The 21223-nt window shown below is 60.5% G+C and carries 20 protein-coding genes; 15 read left to right on the top strand and 5 right to left on the bottom strand.

The features are described from left to right. Positions 1 to 172: 172 nt before the first annotated feature. Entirely contained in the window at positions 173 to 877 is a 705-nt protein-coding gene (tsaA, locus tag I6L34_RS17075) for a tRNA (N6-threonylcarbamoyladenosine(37)-N6)-methyltransferase TrmO (protein WP_216955042.1), read from the top strand. Between the two features lie 288 nt (positions 878 to 1165). Continuing rightward, entirely contained in the window at positions 1166 to 1714 is a 549-nt protein-coding gene (locus tag I6L34_RS17070) for a cytochrome b (protein WP_042052684.1), read from the top strand. 87 nt (positions 1715 to 1801) lie between these two features. Here the strand turns inward: I6L34_RS17070 and I6L34_RS17065 are convergent, their stop codons facing one another. Further along, positions 1802 to 2482: a polymer-forming cytoskeletal protein gene (locus I6L34_RS17065; protein WP_201904013.1), complete on the bottom strand. Its 681-nt coding sequence runs from the start codon at positions 2480 to 2482 to the stop codon at positions 1802 to 1804. 199 nt (positions 2483 to 2681) lie between these two features. On the opposite strand from I6L34_RS17065, the gene I6L34_RS17060 reads away from it, so the two are divergent. The 5 genes from I6L34_RS17060 to I6L34_RS17040 all read left to right on the top strand — a co-directional run bounded on the left by I6L34_RS17060 (position 2682) and on the right by I6L34_RS17040 (position 6288). Further along, the gene (locus I6L34_RS17060) at positions 2682 to 3356 is read left to right on the top strand and encodes a response regulator transcription factor (RefSeq protein WP_040066247.1); all 675 of its coding nucleotides are present in this window, start codon (positions 2682 to 2684) and stop codon (positions 3354 to 3356) included. Further along, positions 3356 to 4741, top strand: a complete 1386-nt coding sequence (locus tag I6L34_RS17055) for an ATP-binding protein (protein ID WP_005338217.1) — start codon at positions 3356 to 3358, stop codon at positions 4739 to 4741. Before I6L34_RS17060 ends, I6L34_RS17055 begins: the two co-directional genes overlap by 1 nt. 183 nt (positions 4742 to 4924) lie before the next feature. Next, complete coding sequence (locus I6L34_RS17050; RefSeq protein WP_040065876.1) at positions 4925 to 5413, top strand: TIGR00645 family protein; 489 nt, start codon at positions 4925 to 4927, stop codon at positions 5411 to 5413. 85 nt (positions 5414 to 5498) lie between these two features. Beyond that, positions 5499 to 5927, top strand: coding sequence for an N-acetyltransferase (locus I6L34_RS17045; protein WP_216955041.1), 429 nt, complete (start codon positions 5499 to 5501; stop codon positions 5925 to 5927). A 112-nt stretch (positions 5928 to 6039) separates the two neighbouring features. After that, entirely contained in the window at positions 6040 to 6288 is a 249-nt protein-coding gene (locus I6L34_RS17040) for a DUF3297 family protein (protein WP_005338226.1), read from the top strand. Positions 6289 to 6416: 128 nt separating this feature from the next. Here I6L34_RS17040 and I6L34_RS17035 read toward each other — a convergent pair whose 3' ends face one another. Together I6L34_RS17035 and puuR are read right to left on the bottom strand one after the other, a co-directional pair. Beyond that, positions 6417 to 7694, bottom strand: coding sequence for an FAD-binding oxidoreductase (locus I6L34_RS17035; protein ID WP_216955040.1), 1278 nt, complete (start codon positions 7692 to 7694; stop codon positions 6417 to 6419). 45 nt (positions 7695 to 7739) lie between these two features. Next, a complete protein-coding gene (gene puuR / locus I6L34_RS17030) occupies positions 7740 to 8342 on the bottom strand; it encodes an HTH-type transcriptional regulator PuuR (RefSeq protein ID WP_216955039.1) in 603 nt (200 codons plus the stop codon). A gap of 413 nt (positions 8343 to 8755) precedes the next feature. On the opposite strand from puuR, the gene I6L34_RS17025 reads away from it, so the two are divergent. The 7 genes from I6L34_RS17025 (at position 8756) to I6L34_RS16995 (ending at position 17606) form a co-directional block, all read left to right on the top strand. After that, positions 8756 to 10219, top strand: coding sequence for an NAD-dependent succinate-semialdehyde dehydrogenase (locus I6L34_RS17025; RefSeq protein ID WP_216955038.1), 1464 nt, complete (start codon positions 8756 to 8758; stop codon positions 10217 to 10219). Between the two features lie 124 nt (positions 10220 to 10343). Continuing rightward, positions 10344 to 11633 carry a 4-aminobutyrate--2-oxoglutarate transaminase gene (gabT, locus tag I6L34_RS17020; protein ID WP_216955037.1) on the top strand — a complete coding sequence of 430 codons (1290 nt, stop codon included), beginning with the start codon at positions 10344 to 10346 and terminating at the stop codon, positions 11631 to 11633. Between the two features lie 366 nt (positions 11634 to 11999). Then, positions 12000 to 13349: an APC family permease gene (locus I6L34_RS17015; RefSeq protein ID WP_005359067.1), complete on the top strand. Its 1350-nt coding sequence runs from the start codon at positions 12000 to 12002 to the stop codon at positions 13347 to 13349. 538 nt (positions 13350 to 13887) lie between these two features. After that, positions 13888 to 14154 (top strand): hypothetical protein, encoded by a 267-nt coding sequence (locus I6L34_RS17010; protein ID WP_021230505.1) that lies wholly within the window; start codon positions 13888 to 13890, stop codon positions 14152 to 14154. Then, positions 14154 to 15500, top strand: a complete 1347-nt coding sequence (locus I6L34_RS17005) for an APC family permease (protein WP_216953175.1) — start codon at positions 14154 to 14156, stop codon at positions 15498 to 15500. Before I6L34_RS17010 ends, I6L34_RS17005 begins: the two co-directional genes overlap by 1 nt. Before the next feature lie 312 nt (positions 15501 to 15812). After that, the gene (locus I6L34_RS17000) at positions 15813 to 16961 is read left to right on the top strand and encodes a sodium:phosphate symporter (protein ID WP_064338447.1); all 1149 of its coding nucleotides are present in this window, start codon (positions 15813 to 15815) and stop codon (positions 16959 to 16961) included. A 174-nt stretch (positions 16962 to 17135) separates the two neighbouring features. Further along, the gene (locus I6L34_RS16995) at positions 17136 to 17606 is read left to right on the top strand and encodes an FKBP-type peptidyl-prolyl cis-trans isomerase (RefSeq protein WP_005347462.1); all 471 of its coding nucleotides are present in this window, start codon (positions 17136 to 17138) and stop codon (positions 17604 to 17606) included. A gap of 54 nt (positions 17607 to 17660) precedes the next feature. Here I6L34_RS16995 and ggt read toward each other — a convergent pair whose 3' ends face one another. Together ggt and rdgC are read right to left on the bottom strand one after the other, a co-directional pair. Then, complete coding sequence (gene ggt / locus I6L34_RS16990) at positions 17661 to 19442, bottom strand: gamma-glutamyltransferase (RefSeq protein ID WP_216955036.1); 1782 nt, start codon at positions 19440 to 19442, stop codon at positions 17661 to 17663. Between the two features lie 177 nt (positions 19443 to 19619). Then, positions 19620 to 20531: a recombination-associated protein RdgC gene (gene rdgC, locus I6L34_RS16985; RefSeq protein ID WP_005347467.1), complete on the bottom strand. Its 912-nt coding sequence runs from the start codon at positions 20529 to 20531 to the stop codon at positions 19620 to 19622. 177 nt (positions 20532 to 20708) lie between these two features. Between rdgC and I6L34_RS16980 the strand changes: the two genes are divergently transcribed. Next, positions 20709 to 21137 carry a GNAT family N-acetyltransferase gene (locus I6L34_RS16980; protein WP_040065867.1) on the top strand — a complete coding sequence of 143 codons (429 nt, stop codon included), beginning with the start codon at positions 20709 to 20711 and terminating at the stop codon, positions 21135 to 21137. Positions 21138 to 21223 lie beyond the last annotated feature (86 nt).

Raw genomic sequence — 21223 nt, 5'->3', positions numbered from 1 at the left:
CTGACACGCCAGTTGCCTCCACCCTACGCAACTTGGCGCGCGGGCACAGCCCCCGACTGGCCGGGATGGGACAGGGATCACGGCAGCGCCGCAGAAAAGGGCGTAGTGAGGCCGAACCTGCGTTTTGGGGCCGCCTGTGCTAAATTGCCGGGGTTTTCAGTCAGGATCCGCCATGAAGTTCGAAATCGACACCCTCGGGATCATCCGCTCTCCCTACAAGGAGAAGTTCGCCATCCCCCGCCAGCCCGGACTGGTCAAATCGGCCCGCGCCCGCCTCGAGCTGCTCCCCCCTTACGATCAGCCGGATGTGCTGCGCGGCATCGAGCAGTTCTCCCATCTGTGGCTCAGCTTCGTCTTTCACCAGACCATGGCGCAAGGCTGGCACCCGACGGTGCGCCCGCCGCGCCTTGGCGGCAACGAACGGGTCGGCGTCTTTGCCACTCGCTCCACCTTCCGCCCCAATCCGCTCGGGCTCTCGGTGGTCGAGCTGCACGGGCTCGGTCGCGAGCGTGGCAAGCTGTGGCTGGAGCTGGGAGCGGTGGATCTGCTCGATGGCACCCCCATCGTCGATATCAAACCCTATATTCCCTATGCCGACAGCCTGCCGGATGCCCGTGGTGGTTTTGCCCCCGATGCGCCCACCCCGCCGCTGGCGGTGAGCTTCAGTGCCGAGGCAGAGCAACAGCTGCAACCCTGGCTCAAGGCTCACCCCGAGCTGCGCCAGCTGGTGAGCGAAGTGCTGGCGCAAGATCCGCGCCCCGCCTACAAGAAGGGCAAGCCCGATGAGAAGGAGTACGGGGTGCGGTTGTTTGACTGCAACGTCCGTTTTCGCATCAGCGAGCCGGATTGCGTGGTGCTGGCCATCGAGCCCGCCTGAACCTGGGCGGGCCGACATCACGGATGCTATTTCACGCCTTCTTCACGTCACAAGGGGCTTAATGAGCCTGTAAATTGTGTGGCATTGATCAGACTATCCACCCGGTTGCCAGTGATACCATGCAGACAGCAGAGGGCATCTCCTCTCTGACTGATGCCAGCAGCAGGCTATCGATGTATGGCAAGCATGGTAGCCCGGCTGCTGCCGCCAAAGGATCTGGCCTCGCTCCGACACGTTTGAGTGCGGGGATGCCACACGGATGTGACAGCACTTCGAAGGAACAAACCTATGCTGATGAACAGTGAACAACGTTATGGCACCCTGAATATCGGGCTGCACTGGCTGACCCTGTGGGCCATGATCGCCGTCTACGCCCTGATCGAATTTCGCGATATCTTCCCCAAAGGGGACCCTGGCAGGGACCTGATGAAGGAGTGGCACTTTATGCTGGGGCTGCTTATCTTCGCCCTGGTGTTTGTCAGACTGGCCCTGCGCTGGATGAGCCCGACGCCCCGTATCGTGCCCGAGCTCTCCCCGATCATGCACAAGCTGGCAAAACTGGCCCACCTCGCCCTCTACGGTTTTCTTATTCTCACCCCGCTGTTTGGCTGGCTGCTGCTGAGCGCCGCGGGCAAGCCCATCCCCTTCTTCGGGCTTGAGCTGCCTGCCCTGCTCTCCCCAAGTCCGGATCTCAAGGGGCTGATCAAGGAGGTGCACGAGACGCTGGGTAATATCGGTTACGCCCTGATCGGCCTGCACACGCTGGCCGCCCTCTATCATCACCATATTCTCAAAGACAACACCCTCACCAATATGCTGCCGCCGCGCCGCAGCTAACGGGTAACGGGGAAATGCAGAGGGGGCCATCGTGGCCCCCTCTCTGTTTTCCTGAACAAGCGTCATCTGCACTACTGGCAAACGGCATCACGCCTGCTTGGCCAGCTCCTCAGTCGGCTTGCCTTTCGGCTCGTGCGGCAGCTTTTTCACATTGTTCTTGCTCTCCGGCTGCTTGCTCCCGGACGAACTGTTTTCAGACAAGGCTTGCAACACGGGATCGGCCTTGCCGGCCACGGTGGGCTGGGACTGGCCAACAAAGTTGCCGCCTTTGCAGATGGAGAGACTGCCCCCCTTGAAGATCCCCTGCATCTTGCCGCTCTCCAGGATCTCCACCTCGGCGGAGGTACAGGTGCCTTCCAGCAGACCATTGATGATCACGTGGGGCGCACTCACCTCTCCCTCAACACTGCCGCCCTGCATGATGCGCAGCACACCACCGATGAGCTGGATGGTGCCATTGATCTGACCGCGCACCTCCAGATCCCCCTCCACCTGCAACTCGCCCTTGAAGCGGGCACCGGCTGCAATCACAGTGGCCCCGGCCGACGCAGTAGCCGCACCACCTTTGTTTCTTCCAAACATCCGTACTCTCTCCACCAACCACACAAGCAGAACCAGCGGCATCGGCGCCACTGGCCACAGAAAACAGGGCGACCCCAGCACGTAGAGCAGCAAGGCTGCCCCCCAGCAGAGCCAGACAATATAGAGGAGGTCGCTGCGCTCACGCTGTTGCAGTCGCGCCAGCAGCCTTCCGGCCATCTCTCTCATCACATCAAACCTTTCGCAACATGGCTGCCGACCAGCATGCCATCGACAACCCGGACCATGGTTAAACGACCAGTTGATGCGAACTCTGAAGTCCCGCTGATTCAGTCCCGATACAGCCGGGATGCATTAGGATTCGAATTGACTCGAAGCGACATACACTTTCTAATTGACAGCCTGGATCCCTATGACCGCTCACATCATGAAAATTCTGTTGGTCGAAGACGACAAGCTGCTCAATCACCACCTCTCCTCTCTGCTGACCGAAGCCGACAATCAGGTCTACAGCACCGACCAGGCCGGGATTGCACTGCACTACGCCGCCGACTATCCCATTGATGTGGCCATCATCGACCTCGGTCTGCCCGATATGGACGGCCTGCAACTGATCCGGCAACTGCGTGAACGGCAGATCCCCTTCCCCATCATTGTGCTGACCGCCCGTGGCAACTGGCAGGACAAGGTCGAAGGACTGGAAGCAGGTGCTGATGACTATCTGGTCAAACCGTTCCAGAAAGATGAGCTGCTGGCCCGACTCAATGCGCTGGTGCGCCGCAGCGCCGGTTTTATCTCGCCCAAGGTGAAAGCCGGTGATTACGAGCTGGATCTCTCCCGCAAGGAGCTGACTATCGCCGGAGAAGTGGCGGTGCTCACCAGCTTTGAATACCTCATTCTGGAGTACCTGATGCGCAATGCCCGTCAGGTGGTCTCCAAGCAGCAACTGCTCGACCAGCTCTACGGCGACGGCGAAGGGGACCCCAACACCATCGAGGTGATGGTGAGCCGCCTGCGCAAGAAGCTGGATCCGGAGGGGACGATTCAACCCATCTCCACCATCCGGCGTCAGGGTTATATCTTCAACCTCTCCTGTAACTGATGCAGTTTCATCTGCCGCGCCCCATCAAGATGATCCGCAGCTCACTGCACATCAAACTGCTGCTCAGCTCGCTGCTGGTCATCGCGCTGATCATGGGGTTTGCCGTCTACGCCCTCTATCTTGGCCACGTCGAGGAGCAGACCCAGAAGGCCAGCGCCCGGATGCAGGAGAACCTGGCCAAGCTGTTTTCCTCCACCGAGCCGGATGACAAGGGGTCGAACGTCGAGCTGGGACGGATATCCCGTGGTGCAGGGGATCGCAACCTCGATACCCTGATCTGCCGCGCCGATGGCGATCTGGTCTGGTCGAGCCTCCATATGCCGGAGGTGATCAAGGCCAAACAGACCATCTGCGGCGATCTGATGAAGTATCTGGGGGGGATGGATCTCGACTACTTCTTCAAGAAGCACACCATCAAGAACGGCGAGAGCTACTTCGTCTACAGCCTGCGGTTTATCCGCAATCCCGGCAGCGGCACCACCGCCTACTACGTGGTGATGATCGACTCGGCCAAACGCTATCACGAAGAGTCCCGCACCTATCTCTACCAGACCGCCAAACAGGCGCTGCTCGCCTATATGCTGCTGGCCGGGCTGCTGCTGCTCACCACCTTCTGGAGCCTCAGCTCACTGCGCACCATCGCCCGTCAGATCGACGATATCCGGGCCGGCAAGCGCGATGACCTCTCGAGCGATTTTGAGCGGGAGCTGGCCCCGCTGACCGACTCCATCAACCAGCTGCTGGAGAACGAACGCCAGCAGACCCAGCGCTACCAGCACGCCCTCAACGATCTCGCCCACAGCCTGAAAACCCGGCTGGCGCTGATCCAGATTACTACCCGCGAAGTGAAGCTGGGGCGGGAGATCCACGACAACATCAACGAGCAGATCCTCACCATGGATCAGATGATCCAGTATCAGCTCAGACGGGCAGTAACCGGCCGCCAGCGCCTTGCCAGCAAGGGTACCGAGCCGGTACCGCTGATTGAAAAACTGCTGGCCAGCCTGACCAAGGTCTATCGCCACAAAAAGCTGCAAACCCACTTCAAGTTCGATGATGACGCCCTCTTCCACGGCGAACAGGGCGACCTGATGGAGCTGATGGGCAACCTGCTCGACAACGCCTGCAAGTTTGCCATCAGCGAAGTGAAGGTGACGGTACGCCGCCATCTCGAGCGGCTGCGCATCGAAGTGGAAGATGATGGCCCGGGTATCGATCCGGCCAAATCGGAGCAGATCTTCCAGCGCGGCGTGCGGGCAGACAGTTCACCCGGTCAGGGCATAGGACTGGCGGTGGTGACCGAAATCGTCCACAGCTACGGCGGCCAGATCCGGGTCGATGAATCCCCCCTCGGCGGCGCCCGCTTTACCCTGGATCTGCCCTGACACCGGATAGGCCCGACCACGGGCCCTCTGCCACCCGCTGCACTGCCCTACCCAGGGTTAAAAACTCCTGCCTGACACCACCCAATTCAGCAATATGCTATCGAGATGCTTGAGATGTGAGGCATCTCGGTTAAGCTATGGCCGACTCGTTTGTTAACCATTTGATGGACCTGTAATCGCACTATGGAAAACATGTTTGAAAGATTGATGTACGCATCCCGCTGGATCATGGCCCCCATTTATCTTGGGCTCAGCCTCATACTGCTGGCACTGGGAGTGAAATTCTTTCAGGAGATCCTCCATATCCTGCCCAACATACTGGAGATGAAAGAGGTGGATCTGGTGCTGGTCACACTGTCGCTGATCGATATCACCCTGGTGGGGGGACTTATCGTGATGGTGATGTTTTCCGGCTATGAGAACTTCGTCTCGCGCCTAGATGTCGGGGATGAGAGCGACAAACTGGTGTGGCTCGGCAAGCTCGATGCCGGCTCCCTGAAAAACAAGGTCGCCGCCTCCATTGTCGCCATCTCCTCCATTCACCTGCTCAAGGTGTTTATGAATGCCGAAAACCTCCCCAACGACAAGATCAAGTGGTACCTGCTGATCCACATCACCTTTGTCCTCTCGGCCTTCGCCATGGGCTACCTCGACAAGCTGACCCGCAAATAGTAGCCAGCCTGCGATAGACGATATGCCCGATAACACGACATGGATCGGGCATATCGTGCGGCCACTCTTTACAGTCGAGGCCAATATGATCCGCCCATTATCTGCCACCGATCTGGATGCCGCCGTCGAGCTCTGGTATCAGGCATCGGTGCAGGCCCACGACTTTATTCCCGCCACCTTTTGGCGTGAGCAACAGGCAGCGATGCGCGATATCTACCTGCCCGCCAGCCAGAGCTGGGGCTATGAGGAGGATGGACTGCTACTGGGCTTTATCTCCTGGTATCAGGGGTCTGTTGCCGCCCTGTTTATCTCCCCAGATCACCAATCACACGGGCTGGGTCGCCAACTGATCGAACACCTCAAAGCCCAATATGATCGACTCGAGTTGACGGTCTACGCCGAAAATGAGCAGGCGCGGCGCTTCTATTCCCGCAACGGTTTCAAAGAGGGTGAGCAGCAGTTATGCGAGCATAGCGGCCACCCCGAGTTGGTGATGCATTGGCAACGGGATTAAGCGGGTTTCCCATAGCGATGGCGAGCACGCTTTGCCTGTTTTGTGGCCGCCTTGAATGCCATGACGGCATTCTCTACAATGACCCACTTTTTATTCATTTCGGGTTATATCGATGAGCGATACCAGCACCAAACCGGCTCTGCCGGATCACCTCTCCTGCAATCCCCGCAGCCCTCACTATGTGGCCGCCTGCTTCGAGCACCCGATCGGTATTCGCCTGAACGGCAAAGAGCGCACCGATGTCGAGGAGTACTGCATCAGCGAAGGTTGGGTAAAGATCCCCTCCCCCAAAGCGCTGGATCGCCGTGGTCAGCCCATCCTGATCAAGCTCAAGGGCACCGTTGAAGCCTTCTACAGCTAATCAGCGCGCTGCTGCTTGATAAACAATAAGGCCACCCTCGCGGTGGCCTTATTGTTTCCGGTATTGGTGTTGACGTCAGCGCTATCTAAGCGGCACCCACCAACCCACATTTCTCTCTGGGCAGCCCTTTATACCCCCAAGCGGTCGCGCAGGGTGTACCAGGCGGCGCCCGCGGCGGTGAAGGGGATGCGGAACAGGCGGCCACCCGGGAAGGGGTAGTGCGGCAGTTTGGCAAAGGCATCGAAGCGCTCCGCCTGACCGCTCAGCACCTCCGAGAGCAGCTTGCCCGCCAGATGAGTGCAAGTAACACCGTGGCCGCTGTAACCCTGCATGTAGTAGATGTTGGGCCCGATGCGACCAAACTGCGGCAGCCGCGACAGGGTGAGCAGGAAGTTGCCGGTCCAGGTGTACTCCACCTTGACGTCAGCCAGTTGCGGGAAGGTTTTGAGCATCTTGGGGATGATCAGCCGCTCGATATCCGCCGGATCCCGCGCGCCATAAACCACACCGCCGCCATAGAGCAGCCGGTGATCGCCGGAGGTGCGGTAGTAGTCGAGCAGGTAATTGCAATCCTCCAGACAGTAGTTTTGCGGCAGCAGTGAACGGGCCCGCTCCTCTCCCAGCACTTCGGTGGCGATCACCTGGGTGCCGCAAGGCATGCTCTTGCTGGCCAGTTCCGGCACCAGATTACCGAGGTAAGCGTTGCCCGCCACCACCACAAAGCGCGCCTTCACCGCCCCCTTGGCGGTCTTGACCAAGGCTGGCTGCCCCGGGGTGATGCTGGTGACGGCGGATTGTTCGAAGATCTGCCCCCCCTGGATGCGGATGGCTTCCGCCTCCCCCAACGCCAGATTGAGGGGGTGGATATGGCCGCCGCTCTTGTCGAGCAGGGCGCCGACGTAGCGATCGCTCGCGACCACCTCGCGCACCCCCTTGGCATCGAGCAGCTCCAGCTGGTCGTTGCCCCACTTCTCCCAGCGCGCCTTCTGCGCCTTGAGCTCGTGCAGCTGCTTCTCGGTCTCGGCGGCAAAGACCCCCCCCTCCTGCAGATCGCACTGAATGTTGTAGCGCTTGATCCGCTCGCGGATGATCTGGCCCCCCTCAAACAACATGGAACCGAGCAGCCTGGCCTGATCCGGCGGGCAGTTCGCTTCTATGGTGTCGATGTCGCGGCTGTAGGAGTTGACGATCTGGCCGCCGTTGCGGCCGCTGGCGCCAAAGCCGACTCGTGCGGCCTCCAGCACCACCACCTTGTAGCCCTTCTCTACCAGATGCAGGGCGCTGGAGAGGCCGGTATAACCCGCACCGATGACGCAGACATCGCACTCCAGCTGCTCGGTCAATGTCGGATAGGGCGCGTGTTTATTGGCGCTGGCTGCGTAGTAACTGTTTACATGTTCGGTCATGATCCCTGTTTCCTTACCGGTTCGGTTGCCAAACTACTGTCAGGATTAAAAGCTCGCCGGGGTGTGTGCGCTGACGATGCGACAGGTCTCCCCCGACGGATTGCTGAAGCTGTGGGGCTCGCCGGTGTCGATCACATAGCTGTCGCCCGCCTCCAGCTGATAACTCTGGCCCGCCACCGTCAGGATCACCGACCCCTCCAGCACAGTGCCGACCTCCTCCCCCTGATGGGTCACCTGACCGCCGGTGTCGGTGCCGGGGGGATAGGTTTCCAGCATAAAGCCGAGCTGGCGACGGTTGTTGCCGTTGTGCACCAACTTGAGGGAGACCCCCTGACTGCCTAGCTCGATCAGCTGATCCGCCTTGATCACCACCTCCGGAGTGCGGCTCTCCTCCTCGGCGAAAAACCGCGACAGCGGCAGGCCGTAGATGGTGAGCAGCTTTTGCAGGGAGGCGACCGAGGGGCTCACCTTGTCCTGCTCGATCATGCAGATGGCGCCATGAGTCAGGCCACTCAACTCGGCCGCCCGCCGCTGGGAGAGCCCCAGCTGATGGCGTACCGCCGCCAGCCGTTCCCCCATGGTGCGCGCCCCGGCGTCAGTCCCACTCACCGGTCGAGCCACGTCCTCCCGGCTCTGTGGCCCGCTCATGAAAGGCCCCCTTCTGCGCCATGTCTGCATCCTTGCATCATCAGCCTCTCCTGCTTGCGCGTGATCGCATTGGATCAGGCGCAGCCCGTTTACCCTGCTGGTTAAAATAGCCGACCAGCTTTCCCTTGCCGTTCACTATGTTACACAGCGAAACCGTTCATTATTTTGCACACCTGATTTACCATCCCCCGGTCATCTGCCCACTTGCAGCCTGCCAGTGAACCGGAGAAAGCGCGCTACACAGCCCATTTTCTAGCATGGCGCCCCCCAGCAATTCAAATATATTTAACACTTGAAAAACATTTCAGCTCAAATTATGGTCTTCCTGTGCTTATTATTTTATACGGCAGCGGCGCAGGAAGGGCCGGCTCACTCCGGCAACCAGCTGCTCTGACCCACACTCGAGGCTTCTCATGTCAGGAACAACATCCCACTCCAGCTTGATCACATCCCGCGCCTATATAGATGGACAGTGGTGCGAGGCCGCCAGCGGCCGCACCTTCGAGGTCACCAATCCGGCTACCGGTGCCGTGATCACTCAGGTGCCCGACATGAATGAAGAGGATACCCGCCGCGCCATCGCGGCCGCCCACGCGGCGCAACCCGCCTGGGCAGCCCTCACCGCCAAGGAGCGCAGCAACAAGCTCTACGCCTGGTTTGCCGCCATCACCGCCCACAGCGATGAACTGGCCCGCATCATGACCTGCGAGCAGGGCAAGCCGCTGGCGGAAGCCAAGGGGGAAGTGACCTACGGCGCCAGCTTTATCCAGTGGTTCGCCGAAGAGGGCAAGCGCGCCTATGGCCGCACCATCCCGGGCTTTAGCGGCGATCGCCGGCTGGCCACCATCAAGCAGCCGGTCGGAGTCGTCGCCGCCATCACTCCGTGGAACTTCCCGATTGCCATGATCACCCGCAAGGCGGGCCCGGCGCTGGCCGCCGGTTGCACCATCGTCATCAAGCCTGCCGCCGAAACGCCGCTCTGCGCGCTGGCACTGGCGCTGCTTGCCGAGCAGGCGGGCATCCCCGCCGGTGTCATCAATATCGTCACCAGCCATCAGGCGAGTGCGGTGGGCAACGAGCTGTGCAGCAATCCGGTGGTGCGCAAGCTCTCCTTCACCGGCTCTACCCGCATCGGCAAGCTGCTGATGCGCCAGTGCGCCGACACCATGAAAAAGCTGTCGCTGGAGCTGGGTGGAAACGCCCCCTTTATCGTCTTTGACGACGCCGACCTCGACGCCGCCGTGGCAGGGGCGCTCGCCTCCAAATACCGCAACGCCGGGCAGACCTGCGTCTGCGCCAACCGCATTCTGGTGCAGGCCAGCGTCTATGACGCCTTCGCCGAGAAGCTGACTGCCGCCGTCGCCGCCTTCAAGGTGGGAGATGGCATGGCGGAGGGCACCCAGATCGGCCCGCTCATCAACCCCACCGCCGCCAGCAAGGTGGCCGAGCTGGTGCAGCAATCGGTCGCCGCCGGTGCCGAAGTGCTGCTGGGGGGCGAAGCCCACCCCGCCGGTCCCCTTTTTTACCGCCCCACCATTCTGGGCAAGGTGGATAAAACCAACCCCATTCTGCAGGAGGAGATCTTCGGACCGATCGCCCCGCTAGTGCGCTTCGAGACGGAAGCCGAAGCCATCGCCATTGCCAACGACACCCCTTATGGCCTGGCCGCCTACTTCTATGGACGCGATATCGCACGGGTATGGCGCGTCGCCGAGCAGCTGGAGTACGGCATGGTCGGCATCAACGAGGGGATCATCTCGACCGAGCTGGCCCCCTTTGGCGGCATCAAGGAGTCGGGGTTGGGCCGGGAAGGGGCCGCCGAGGGGCTGGAGGAGTATCTGGAGACCAAATACCTCTGCTTTGGCGCCATTCGCTAGGGCAGCAACAGAGAGACAAGGCGCCGCCGATCTGGCCCGATGGGCTGATCGGCGGTGATGGGCGCCAAAACGCCTGCCACATTTTCAGGGAATATCGGGGGCTGCGGCCCCTCAGGGAGGAAAGATGAGTCAGTCAGAATCAAACAAGGCGTGGCAAGCGCGCCGCGAAGCATCAGTGGTCAATGGCGTTGGCACCCTGCTGCCGGTCTTTATCGACCGGGCGCAAAACGCCGAGCTGTGGGATGTGGAGGGCAACCGCTACATCGACTTTGCCTCCGGCATCGCCGTGCTCAACACCGGCCACAACCACCCCAAAGTGGTGGCGGCGGTGCGCGAGCAGCTGGAAAAGTTCAGCCACACCTGCTTTCAGGTCACCCCCTACCCCGGCTATATCGAGCTTGCCGAAAAGCTCAACGCCCTGGTGCCTGGCCCGACGCCGAAGCGCACCCTGTTTCTCTCTACCGGCGCCGAGGCGGTCGAGAACGCCATCAAGATTGCCCGCGCCCACACCGGTCGCAGCGGTACCATCGCCTTCAAGGGGGGCTTTCACGGCCGCACCATGATGGGGATGGCACTCACCGGCAAGGTGGTGCCCTACAAGACCGGCTTTGGCCCCTTCCCGGGGGAGGTCTACCACATCCCCTTCCCCGCCGATTATCTCGGGGTGAGTGAAGAGGATGCCCTGCACGCCCTCGAGCTCTGCTTCAGCGCCGATATCGAGCCGAATCGCGTCGCCGCCATCATCATCGAACCGGTGCAGGGTGAAGGTGGCTTCTATCCCGCCTCCCCGAGCTTTATGCAGAAGCTGCGCAGCGTCTGCGACCAGCACGGCATTCTGCTGATCTGCGACGAGATCCAGAGCGGTTTTTGCCGCACCGGCAAGACCTTCGCCACCGAGTATTCGGGGGTTGAACCCGACATCATGACGTTGGCCAAGAGTCTGGCGGGTGGCTTCCCCCTGTCAGCCGTGGTGGGCAAGGCGGAGATCATGAACTCGGCCAAGCCGGGTGGCCTGGGTGGTACCTATGCGGGATCCCCCATCGCCTGCGCCGCCGCGCTGGCGGTCTTGCAGGTGATCGAAGAAGAGAAACTCAACCAGAAAGCGCTGGATCAGGGGGAGCAGATCAAGGCGGGGCTGGAACGCATAGCCGAGCGTTTTGACTGCATAGGTCAAATTCGCGGCCCCGGTGCCATGGTGGCCATGGAGCTGGTGAAACGCCGTGATGCCAGCCAGCCCGATCCCGACCTTACCAAACGACTGGTGGCCGAGGCGGGCAAACAGGGTCTGGTCCTGCTCTCATGCGGGGTGCGCGCAAATGTCATCCGTTTTCTCGCCCCCCTGACAGCCCCTGCGGCAGTGATTGACGAGGGGCTGCAACTCCTTGAAAAATCACTGGAGGCCGTGCTGGCCTGACCAGCAGGAAAGTGACCACTTACCTGTGCAAATAAATGCAATTTTGCCCCCTTTTTTTCTTGTCAAGGGGGCCCTGCAAATGCACAATGCGCCGCCACTGAAAGAACCGATGTAAAACAATGGCATCGGTTCTTTTTTAGACAGTGAACACACCCATAAACGAGGCCGGATCACCCCCGGAAAAGATAGCGAGATTGGCAGCAGTCTCCCGACACCAAGTCTAGTGAGGAACAACATGGGGCATCTCAATGCTTTCCAACCGGCCATGGCCGGTGTGCGCCGCCCTGGCGCCCTTGATTCCCGGGCCTCTCTCCCGGTTTCGTTGATGGACCGTGCCACTCTGGCACTGCATGAGGAACATGCATAATGGCGGCCCAGCAGGTTGGTCTGAAAAAGACCCTCAAACTGTGGCAGGTCGTGGTTATGGGACTGGCGTACCTCACCCCCATGGCGGTGTTCGACACCTTCGGCATCGTCACCGAGATCACCGAAGGCCATGTGCCGACCGCCTACCTGTTTGCCCTCATCGGCATGCTGTTCACTGCCCTGAGCTACGGCCATCTGGTGCGCAAGTTCCCGTCGGCAGGCTCCGCCTATACCTATGCCCAGAAGGTGTTCCACCCTTATGTCGGCTTTATGGTGGGCTGGACCTCCCTGCTCGACTATATGTTCATGCCGATGATCAACATGCTGCTGGCCAAGATCTATCTCGAAGCCCTCTTCCCGAACGTGGAGCCCTGGACCTATATCTTCGGTCTGGCGGCGGTGATGACCGCCCTCAACCTGCGCGGCATCAAGCTGGTGGCCAACTTCAACAGCCTGATCGTGGTGATGCAGTTCAGCATCATCGCCATCTTCATCGGCCTGATCGCCTGGGGCGTTCACAACGGTGAAGGGTTGGGGACCGTGGCCAGCAGCCGTCCCTTCTTCTCCGAGCAGATCCAGGTGTCACCGCTGCTGATGGGGGCCTCCATCCTCTGTCTGTCGTTCCTCGGTTTTGATGCCATCAGTACCCTGTCGGAAGAGACCCCGGACGCGGATCGGGTGATCCCCCGCGCCATCGTGCTGACGGCGCTGATTGGCGGTGTGCTGTTCGTCACCACCTCCTACTTCCTGCAGCTCTACTTCCCGGACATCTCCCGCTTCCAGCATCCGGATGCGGTACTGCCGGAGATCGCCCTCTATGTCGGCGGCAAGCTGTTCCAGGCGGTGGTGCTGGTCTGCACCACAGTAGCGGTGCTGGCCTCGGGGCTCGCCTCCCACGCCGGCGTATCGCGCCTGCTCTACGTAATGGGTCGTGATCGCGCCCTGCCTGCCCGCTTCTTCGGCTACATCCATCCGAAGTGGCAGACTCCGGCGTTCAACGTGCTGCTGGTCGGCCTGCTGGCCCTCTCTGCGGTGTCGCTGGATCTGGAGATGGCGCTGGCGCTGATCAACTTCGGCGCCCTGGTGGCCTTCACCTTCGTCAATCTGGCGGTGATTGCCCACTTCTATGTGAAGCTGGGCCGCAACAAGTGTCTCAAGGATCACCTGATGTATCTGCTGCTGCCGCTCTGTGGCGCCGCCTGTATCGGGGTACTGTGGCTCAACCTCGAGCCCTCCTCCTTCGAGCTGGGGCTGATCTGGGCGGCGCTGGGGGCCATCTACCTGTTCCTGCGCCTCACCGTGTTCCGCATCCCGCTGCATACCGCCGACAAGGTGGAGATCGCCCAGTAACCGCTGGCGCCCCTCCCCCCGATAGAGAACAAGGAGCCCGCGGGCTCCTTGTTGTTTTTGCGGTGCTCTGGTGGCCAGCAGCACGGGTTGCCAGAAATGCGGTTTCTGCAGGAAGTGTGACTGATTTCAAATAACTACCCAGCTGGACTGCTCGCCGTGCCATGGCCCGAGCCGCGTTGCCTTCTATCCTCAGTCATTAATGTGAATGGATATGCAGCCACTCTTTTTCCACTTCACCCCCTCCCATCCCCCACCAGCCGATAAGCTCGCAGGACTCGAGCCCGGGGGAACGCCACCAAATATGATCAGGATCAATGTTGAGGCGCTATGCACCCTGCAGCCCCGATTTGCCGATTTTTCATACGCCATGACAGGGTTCTCTTCCCCCCCGAAAAAGGGGGAGCGGCTCGGGGACGGCTGCAGGGGGCGAGTGACCACTTACCTGCTCCGTGCGTATGCAAAAAAATGCGTTAATCTGCCCTTTTTTGCTTGTCAAGGGGGCTGACCGAATGCACAATACGCCGCCAATAAAGGACCGATGTTCACTGCGACATCGGTTTTTGTATTTTTGAAGTGCAGTACAAACCCACCACAAGAGGCCGGAACGTTTCCGGAAGTGATATTCGAGATTGCCAAACAATCTCCCGACGTTGAGAGGATAACAATGGGGCGTTTTAATGCTTTCCTGCCGGTACAGCCCGGTATGCGCCTCCCCGGCGCCCTTGATGTACAGGCTTGCGAATCCATCGTATCCCTGCGCTCGTTGCAAGCACGTGCTGCGGCACTGATTGAGGAGAAAGCGTAATGGCATCGCAAAACGCCAAGCTGCTCAAGACCCTTACCCTGACACAAGTGATTGTGATGGGTCTGGCCTATCTGACCCCCATGGCTGTCTTCGACACCTTCGCCATCGTCGGTGACATCACCGATGGCCGGGTCGCCACCGCCTATCTGCTGGCTCTGGGTGGCATCCTGCTCACCGCTTTCAGCTACGGACATCTGGTACGCAAGTTCCCCTCTGCGGGCTCTGCCTATACCTATGCCCAGAAGGTGTTCAACCCCTACGTCGGTTTCATGGTCGGCTGGTCATCCCTGCTCGACTACATGTTCATGCCGATGATCAACATTCTGCTGGCCAAGATCTACCTGACCGCCATGTTCCCGGGCGTCGAGCCCTGGGTGTTCATCTTCGGTCTGGTGACCGTGATGACCTTCCTGAACCTGCGCGGCATCAATCTGGTGGCCAACTTCAACGGTCTGATCGTGGTGATCCAGCTGGCCATCATCACCCTCTTTATCGGCCTGATGGCGTGGGGCATCTACCACGGTGAAGGGGCTGGTACCCTGATGAGCAGCCGTCCGTTCCACTTCGAGTCAGCACAGCTGGTACCGCTCTTTACCGGTGCGACCATTCTCTGCTTCTCGTTCCTGGGCTTTGACGGTCTGAGCTCCCTCTCCGAAGAGACTCCGAATGCCGGCAAGGTGATCCCCAAGGCGATCGTGCTGACTGCCCTTATCGGCGGCATCATCTTCGTGGTGGTCTCTTACTGCCTGCAGCTCTACTTCCCGAGCCTCGCCCGCTTCCAGCATCCGGATGCGGTACTGCCGGAGATCGCTCTCTACGTTGGCGGCACCTTCTTCCAATCCGTGGTTCTGGTCTGCACCACGGTCGCGGTACTGGCCTCCGGCATGGCGGCTCACGCCGGTGTCTCGCGCATCCTCTACGTGATGGGGCGTGACCGGATGATCCCGGAGCGGGTGTTTGGCTATATCCACCCGAAATATCGTACTCCGGCCATCAACGTGCTGATGGTGGGAGGTCTGGCCCTCTCCGCCGTGTCGTTTGATCTGGATACCGCGCTGGCGCTGGTCAACTTCGGTGCGCTGGTGGCATTCAGCTTCGTCAACCTGTCGGTGATCGGTCAGTTCTGGGTGCGCGAGAAGCGCAACAAGACCCTCAAGGACCACATCGTCTATCTGCTGATGCCGCTGCTCGGTGCCGCCACCATCGGCGCCCTCTGGATCAACCTGGAGCAGAGCTCCCTCGAGCTTGGCCTGATCTGGGCTGGCCTCGGCGTGACCTATCTGTTCCTGCGTCTGGCGGTGTTCCGTATCCCGTTCCGCCAGTACGAGGAAGCGGCTGACGCCTGATCCTTTGCGGATAACGGATAGACAGAAGGGGAGCCATGGCTCCCCTTTTGCTATTTGACGGGCTGAAAATGGGGCTCGACTATTGCCACTCTCCCGCTGTCTACCCGTAGTGGTAGGCACGGAACAGACCGGGCGGATGGCGTCACCAGCCATATTTCTCGCCATCCCCATCATCTATTGGCGAGCAAACCACCAAAGCAAGTCATAAAACCATCATAAAAGTGTCACCTTGTCATATTTCTGTCATTAACCACTGATTAAATGCGCGGGTCATCAACAACCCAAGACGGAACGACCGTCTCAAGAGGCTTTATGCAACACCATCACTCCTTGTCACAGCCGCCCGCGACCCGCGCCCTGTTCAACTGGATGAGTGTCATCGTACTGGTCTACCTGATCCTGGTTGCCGTGGGCGCCATCTCCCACGGCTTCAAAGATTTCTCCGGCGGCGCCGAGGGCGCAGCCCAGATCTTCGCCTTTGCCAACAACCCCTTTGTCGCCCTGCTGCTGGGTATTCTCGCTACCGCGCTGGTGCAATCCTCCAGCACCGTCACCTCGGTGATCGTTGGTCTGGTGGCTGGCGGCCTGCCCATCAGCATGGCCATCCCCATGGTCATGGGTGCCAACCTCGGCACCACCATCACCAACACCATTGTCTCCATGGGCCATGTGCGGGATCGCGCCGAGTTCCGCCGCGCCTTCGCCGCCGCCACCGTGCACGACTTTTTCAACCTGCTGGCAGTGTTCATCTTCCTGCCGCTGGAACTGATGTTCGGTCTGCTGCAACATAGCGCCGAGTGGCTGGCCAACCTGCTGGTAGGCTCCGCCAACATGTCGATGAAGGGCATGGACTTCATGAAGCCGCTGACCGCACCGGCCCAGCAGCTGATTGACAGCGCCGTGGCCTTCCTGCCGGGCAAGGGTGCCGCCATCGCGACCATCATCATCGGTATCCTGCTGATCCTTGCCTGCGTCACTTATCTCGGCAAAGTGCTGCAACAGGTACTGGTTGGCCGAGCCAAAGAGCTGCTGCACAAGGCGCTGGGCCGTGGCCCGCTGACCGGCATCACCTCCGGTGCGCTGGTGACCATCATGGTGCAATCCTCCTCCACCACCACCAGCCTGATGATCCCGCTGGCCGGCGGCGGCGTGTTCAGCACCCGTCAGCTCTACCCCTTCACCCTAGGGGCCAATATCGGTACCACCATCACCGCCCTGCTGGCTGCCACCGCCATCAGCGGAGCCGGTGCCCAGCTGGCCCTGACCATCGCGCTGGTCCACGTGCTGTTCAACCTCTTTGCCGTGGTCATCATCTATGGCATCCCCTTCCTGCGCGACCTGCCGGTACGCGCCGCCGAGGGGCTGGCACGGGTAGGCAGCGAGAACAAGCTGCTGGCTCTGGGTTATGTGACGGGTCTCTTCTTCGCCCTGCCCGCCTTGATGATGGTGGCCGCCAAGTAAGCGCAGCCGCCATGACAAGGGGCGAGTCACCGACTCGCCCCTTTTTTCGTCTGCGTCTCCGAGCTTTGCCTGCCCGCTCACATCCTCCCGCCCTGTGGCTCGCCATCAGGGGCGGTGCGCGATAAGATGGCGCCCTCATTGCACTTTTTACATTTCATGGAACAGGAAAAACCGATGAAATTCATACTGATCGCGCTGCTCATCGCCGGTGTGGCCTACTACTTCTACTCCAGCAGCAACAACAAGAAGCTGGCGGCTGACAACGTGCGGATTGGCGCCGAGTTCCTCGCCAGCAACAAGGAGAAGCCGCTGGTGACCACCACCGCCTCCGGCCTGCAGTACGAAGTGCTGACCCCGGGCACCGGCACCGTTCACCCCACCGCCACCAGCAAGGTGAAGGTGCACTACGAGGGCAAGCTGCTGGACGGCACAGTCTTTGACAGCTCGGTCGCCCGTGGCGAGCCCATCGAGTTTGGCCTCAATCAGGTGATCGCTGGCTGGACCGAAGGGGTACAGCTGATGGTGGAAGGTGAGAAGACCCGTTTCTACATCCCCGCCAACCTCGCCTACGGCGACCGTGCCGCTGGCAAAATCCCGCCGGGATCAGTCCTGATCTTTGACGTGGAGCTGTTGGGCATCCAATAAGCGCACCATCAGCAACAAGGCCAGCATCATGCTGGCCTTGTTGCTATGGGAACCTCACTCCCCCTTGGCGATCCCTTCCCGGCGCGGATCCACTGCGCCAAACCAGCCGCCAGTGTTGCGCTCAACCCCCTGCAGGCCGGAGGTTTGCTCGTTCAGTACCACCTCATGTCCCCTCGCCTTCAATCCCTCGACCACCGACATGGGGGTGCGTCCCGCTTCCAGCTCGGTGGGGCCGTTGCGGCTGCCAAAGTTGGGCAGGTTGATGGCCTGTTGCAGGTTCAGGCCCCAATCCTGGGTACCGAGCAGGGTCTTGCCCACGTAGTTGATGATGGCGGAGCCCCCCGGCGAGCCCAGCGTCATGGTCAGCTCGCCGCTTGGCTTGTCAAACACCAGCAAGGGTGACATGGAGGAGCGGGGCCGCTTGCCCGGCTCTACCCGGTTTGCCACCGGCAGACCGGCAGCATCCACCGAGGTGAAGGAGAAATCGGTGAGCTGGTTGTTGAGCAGGTAGCCGTTGACCATCTGACGCGATCCGAAACCATCCTCGATGGAGCTGGTCATGGAGATGGCCATCCCCGCCTTGTCGACAATCGAGACATGGCTGGTAGAGGGGAGTTCCGGAGTCGCATCCTTGCCGCGCGCCAGCGCCAGTGGCGGCGTACCGGGCTTGGCAATCCCCATGGAGTGCTGACCGACAAGCTTGCCGCGCTCGGCCAGATAGCCCTTGTCCAGCAGCCCCTTCACCGGCACGCTGACAAAATCGCTGTCGGCGACGTACTGGTTGCGATCGGCGAAGGCGAGACGCGCCGCTTCGCTGTAGAGGTGGATAGCCTCGCTGGAAGCAGCCAGTCCCCCCTCCTTCGTGGTGATCGGCTTGAGGGCAGCCATATCGCGGCTCTCCAGCATGCCGAAAATCTGGCCGAGCGCCAGGGTGCCGGACGAGGGAGTGGGAAAGCCGCAGACCTTGCTCTGGCGATAGTCAAAGCAGAGGCCATCACGCACTTTGGCCTGATAGCTGGCCAGATCGGTGGCCGCCAGTACCCCGGGATTGGTGGGATGCTGGCGAACTTTGGCCACCATGGCATCCGCCAGCGGCCCTTGATAGAAGGCATCCACCCCCTCTGTGGCCAGAGTGCGCAGCACCTTGGCCAGCGCCGGATTGGTAAGCCGGGTGCCTGCCGTTTTGGGGCTTCCATCCGCCTGATAGAAGTAGGCTCGCGCCTGCGGATCCCGTGCCAGATAGGGATCCTTGGCCAGCAATGTGGCTAGCCGTGGACTTATCACAAATCCTTGTTCTGCCAGCGTGATGGCAGGCTCGAACAGCGCAGCCCAGGGCAGCTTGCCATAACGCTGATGGGCCAGAGCCAGAGCGCGCAGGGTGCCGGGAACGCCGACCGAGCGGCCCCCGACCACCCCGTCATAAAACGCCAGCGGCTTGCCATCTTGCATAAACAGCTGGTCGGTGGCGGCAGCCGGCGCCGTCTCGCGGCCATCCACCGCACTCACCTTGCGGCCATCCCACACCAGCAGCAGCGTTCCGCCACCGATCCCGGAGGATTGCGGCTCAACCAGCGTCAGCACCAGCTGCACCGCAATGGCAGCATCGACGGCACTGCCACCGGCCTTGATGATCTGGTAGCCAGCATCCACCGCCAGCGGGTTGGCGGCCGCCACCATGAAGTCATGGCCCTGCCAACCCTGCTTGTCGGTCCAGCCACTGGCGGCTTCCGGCGCGATCAGGGTCTGGGCTGGCGGGGTGTAGTGAAAGCCGTTGTCACTGGCACAACCGGCCAGCAGGGCAAGGGCGATAGCGAGCCCCAGAGGTTTGCGCAACATGACACTCTCCTTGTCTGTTTTATGACCATGAAGAGGGACTATGTCACGATTGGCGCTGGTAGCTCAAGTTATTGAACAAGATCAATATCTTACTCATCTATCAATAATGGCTATCCGTAACAGACATAAAAAAACCGCCCGAAGGCGGTTTTTTTCAATCAGGTAGAGCCAGTTCGCTTAGATGGACTGCTCTTCGCCACCCAGGGCGGCAAACAGCGCCGGGATAAACTGGGACAGCTCGGCGGTCACCAGCGCGAAGTCGGCATCCAGACGGGCGGCAGGATCTTCGCTGGTGACGTCGTCGTTCTGCTCGCGCAGCTCTTCGCTGAATTTCAGACGCTTGATGGAGAGATCATCCCCCAGCACGAAGCTGACGGTCTCGCCCCAGTTGAGGGCCAGCTTGGTCACCAGCTTGTCGTTGGCCAGGTGGTTCTTGATTTCATCCGTCATCAGATCCTGCTGCTTGCAGCGGATGATGCCGCCGTGCTCCATGGCACTGCGCAGCTCGGCTTCATCTTCCAGAGTGAAGGAGGCGGGCAGATTGCCCTCGTTCAACCACTCGGTCATGGTGATCTCGGGCGGGTTCTTGAGGGCCACCGGCACCACCGGCAGGGAGCCGATGGATTTGCGCAGCAGCGCCAGCAGATCGTCTGCCTTCTTGGCAGAACCTGCGTCCACCACCATCAAATTGTCGGCCGGATTGATCCAGGCGAAGGTCTGGCTGGTACGACTGAAGGCACGGGGCAGCAGGGTGTGGAGGATCTCCTCTTTCAGCGCTTCCTTCTCTTTCTTCTTGAGGGCGCGTCCCTGTTCGAACTCGATCGCTTCTACCTTCTCGGCCAGCATCTCCTTGACCACGGTACCGGGCAGCATCTTCTCCTCTTTGCGGGCGCAAATGAGGATGTGACCGGAGGCAGAGTGGGTCAGGGTTGAGCCGAATTTGCCAAGGGGCTTGACCCACCCGAAACGGGAGATGTCCTGACTGCCGCAAGGGGTGAAGGCACAGGCTTCCAGCTGGGTTTCCAGCTGATCAACGGTCAGGTCAAAGGGGCGGGTAAAGCGATAAATCTGCAGGTTTTTAAACCACATGGCGTCCTCGGTCTCTAGATTGTCCGGCGGGCATTGTACTAGAGAGGCGCTTTGTGATCAGCCAATCATTCTCGCTAAATAAAGGACGATCGACCTCACAGGGTCTCATTTATGTCACCTGTTTGTTCATCAAGTTCTCCTAGACTGCGAAAGTAAATTGTTAATAAGGATGAAGGTATGTTGCGGCCCAGTCGCCCGGAAGACATGGAAGAGATCGTCGAAATCTGGTTGCTGGCCTCCCTGCAGGCCCACGATTTCGTCGATGCCTCTTGCTGGTGGCAGGCCCAGGAGGATCTGCGTACCCGCTATCTCGATCGCGCCGCCATTTGGGTGTTCGAGGAACGCGGCGATCTGCTCGGTTTCATGGCGATGGTGGACAACTATCTCGCCGCCCTGTTCGTACGCCCCGACCGTCAGGGCCGCGGCGTCGGCCACGCCCTGCTGCAGGAGGCCAAGCGTCAGGGGGCGTCGCTCCACGCCCGGGTCTTTGTCGAGAATGATCAGGCGGTGCGTTTCTATCGCCGCCACGGCTTCGTTATCGAGGCCGAGGAGTCCGATCCCCTCACCGGCCACCCCCAATACCGGATGTGCTGCGAACCTGCCTGAATCGATGCCAGCCCCCTGTTTTACTTGAAAAAAGCACGGGGCATCCTCATCTTGTCCTCATCGGGTGCCACAGGCACCGTCCCTGC

Source organism: Aeromonas sp. FDAARGOS 1404 (genome assembly GCF_019047085.1).
In the GTDB taxonomy this organism is placed as follows: Bacteria; Pseudomonadota; Gammaproteobacteria; order Enterobacterales; family Aeromonadaceae; genus Aeromonas; species Aeromonas veronii.
Note: the sequence above shows the minus strand (reverse complement) of the source record. Positions and strands in the feature narration are given on the sequence as shown.